Source organism: Streptomyces sp. MB09-02B (assembly GCF_033794485.1).
In the GTDB taxonomy this organism is placed as follows: Bacteria; Actinomycetota; Actinomycetes; order Streptomycetales; family Streptomycetaceae; genus Streptomyces.
Genome location: NZ_JARGEE010000767.1, coordinates 1 through 2,088, shown reverse-complemented (window position 1 = coordinate 2,088; position 2,088 = coordinate 1). Strand labels below are relative to the sequence as shown.

At 70.6% G+C, this 2,088-nt stretch carries 2 protein-coding genes and 1 pseudogene; 1 reads left to right on the top strand and 2 read right to left on the bottom strand.

Annotation, left to right across the window (positions count from 1 at the left end):
* Positions 1-521 (bottom strand): annotated as a pseudogene (locus tag P1P70_RS43855) (metallophosphoesterase); the annotation flags it as partial.
* The gene (locus tag P1P70_RS43850; protein WP_319247981.1) at positions 521-778 is read right to left on the bottom strand and encodes an SCO4848 family membrane protein; all 258 of its coding nucleotides are present in this window, start codon (positions 776-778) and stop codon (positions 521-523) included. The pseudogene P1P70_RS43855 and the gene P1P70_RS43850, both read right to left, overlap by 1 nt.
* A 127-nt stretch (positions 779-905) precedes the next feature.
* Here P1P70_RS43850 and P1P70_RS43845 point away from each other — a divergent pair.
* Positions 906-2,088: D-alanyl-D-alanine carboxypeptidase family protein (locus P1P70_RS43845; RefSeq protein WP_413471690.1), on the top strand; the 1,183-nt coding region annotated here is incomplete at its 3' end.

Sequence of the window (2,088 nt, the reverse complement as noted above, 5' to 3'; positions counted from 1 at the left end):
GCCGAGTCCGCACTGCCCGCCGACTCCGCGGAGGCCGCCGAGTGGGGCGGGGCCGGCTGTCCGGGCTCGGCGGCCTCCGCGGAGTCGGCGGGCAGTGCGGACTCGGCGGGCGGTGCGGGGTGCGCGCCCGCCGGGACGGGTTCCGGCTCGCGCACCACGGGCTCCGGCCGCGGCTCCGTCCGGCGCGCGGGCTCCGGTGCGCGCCGCTCCACCAGACGGCGCAGGAGAGGTCGCAGAAGCTCCCCCACCAGAAGGGCGAGGAGCAGGTACAGAGCGAGGGCGAGCCACATGAAGCCCGGCCAGGTCAGCGTCTGCTGCAGCCAGAAGGGCGCGTGCACGCGTTCGGCGGCGAAGCCGGCGACCATCAGCACCGGTCCCGCGATGAACACCGCCGTGCCCACCCGTCTGGCCGGGCCCGGCCCGCGTGTCGTGTCGCGCACCAGGCGGCGCCACGCGTACCAGTGCAGCGCGCCGAAGAGGGCCAGCACCAGCAGGAGCACCAGGACGAAGACGACGATCATCACGAGGCACTCCCGGTGGCGGACCGGCGAAGGGCGCGCATCCCGCGCAACCCGATGACCCCGATGACCGTCCCCAGAACAAAGGAGACGACGGCCAGCGTCAGATGCACCCAGAAGTACGCCGTCGGATCACCCGCGTCGTCGAACGCGAGCCCGCTGCCGTCCTTCCAGAGGTTTTTGACGAAAGTGATCCAGATGACCCAGCTCCACACCCCGAAGGCGAGCAGGAACCAGGAGAGGGGGCGGCTGAGCTTCATGCGTTCAGTATCGCCGCCGACCGTCCGGGTATCGCGCCGGGGTGCGTGCGGGGGCGTGAGCAGGAGCGAGAGCGCCACGGAGCGCTCCAGTGGGATTTACCGGTCGGAGCCATGTACTTTCTCGATCGTGCCCGCCTCCAAGAAGACCGTCAGGCGCCCCCTGCTGGTCACCTCAGCCACCCTGTTGTCCCTTTCCCTGGCCTCACTGCCGATGCTGACGGCCGGCCCGGCGTTCGCGGCGAAGCCGTCGCCCAGTCCGAGCGCCACGCCGTCCGCGACTCCCCCGCCGAACATGTCGACCGTCGGCGGCGAACTGTTGGGCCGGCCCGGTACCCAGGCCAGTCTCGGCAGCGACGCGCCCGTGCTGCCCAAGGGCATCAGCGCCCGCTCCTGGATCGTCGCCGACGCCGATACGGGCGAGGTGCTCGCCGCGCACAACGCGCACTGGCGGCTGGCCCCGGCGAGCACGCTGAAGATGCTGTTCGCGGACACGCTGCTGCCGAAGTTCGACAAGAACGACAAGCACAAGGTCGCCGCAGCCGATCTGGCGGGCGTGGGCGCCGGCTCCAGCATGGTCGGCATAAAGGAGGACGAGACGTACACCGTCAACGACCTCTGGCTCGGCGTCTTCCTTCGCTCCGGCAACGACGCGGTGCACGTCCTGTCAGCCATGAACGGCGGGGTGAAGAAGACCGTGGCGGACATGAACGCGCACGCCGAGGAGCTCCAGGCCCTCGACACGCACGTGGTCAGCCCGGACGGCTACGACGCCAAGGGGCAGGTGTCGTCCGCGTACGACCTGACCCTGATGGCCATGTCGGGGCTGCGGAAGGAGGAATTCCGGAAGTACTGCTCCACCGTGCGGGCGAAGTTCCCCGGCGAGACGAAGAAGGGCAAGAACGGCAAGAAGAGCCGTTCGTCCTTCGAGATCCAGAACACCAACCGGCTGCTCACCGGGGACAGCGGTCTCGACTCCTACCAGGGCATCGCGGGTGTGAAGAACGGCAACACCACGAACGCGGGCGCGACCTTCACCGGAGTCGCCCAGCGGGGCGAACGGGCCCTCCTCGTCACCGTCATGCATCCGGAGAAGGACGAGCACAACCAGGTTTACAAGGAGACCGCGAGCCTCCTCGACTGGGGGTTCAAAGCGGCGGGCAAGGTGACGCCGGTGGGCGAGCTGGTGCCGCCGAAGAGCGCGGACACCTCCGGCGGGGGTGCCGGCGAGCCGAGTGCGCAGCCGGGGGCGACGGCGTCCGCGTCGGCGTCGGCCTCCGGCGGGGCGGGCGGGAAGTCGGTCGCCGCGGGTG

What these genes read in the sequence shown, in the direction of transcription:
- P1P70_RS43850 (WP_319247981.1), bottom strand. Translation starts at nt 778, where the DNA reads ATGAAGCTCAGCCGCCCCCTCTCCTGGTTCCTGCTCGCCTTCGGGGTG.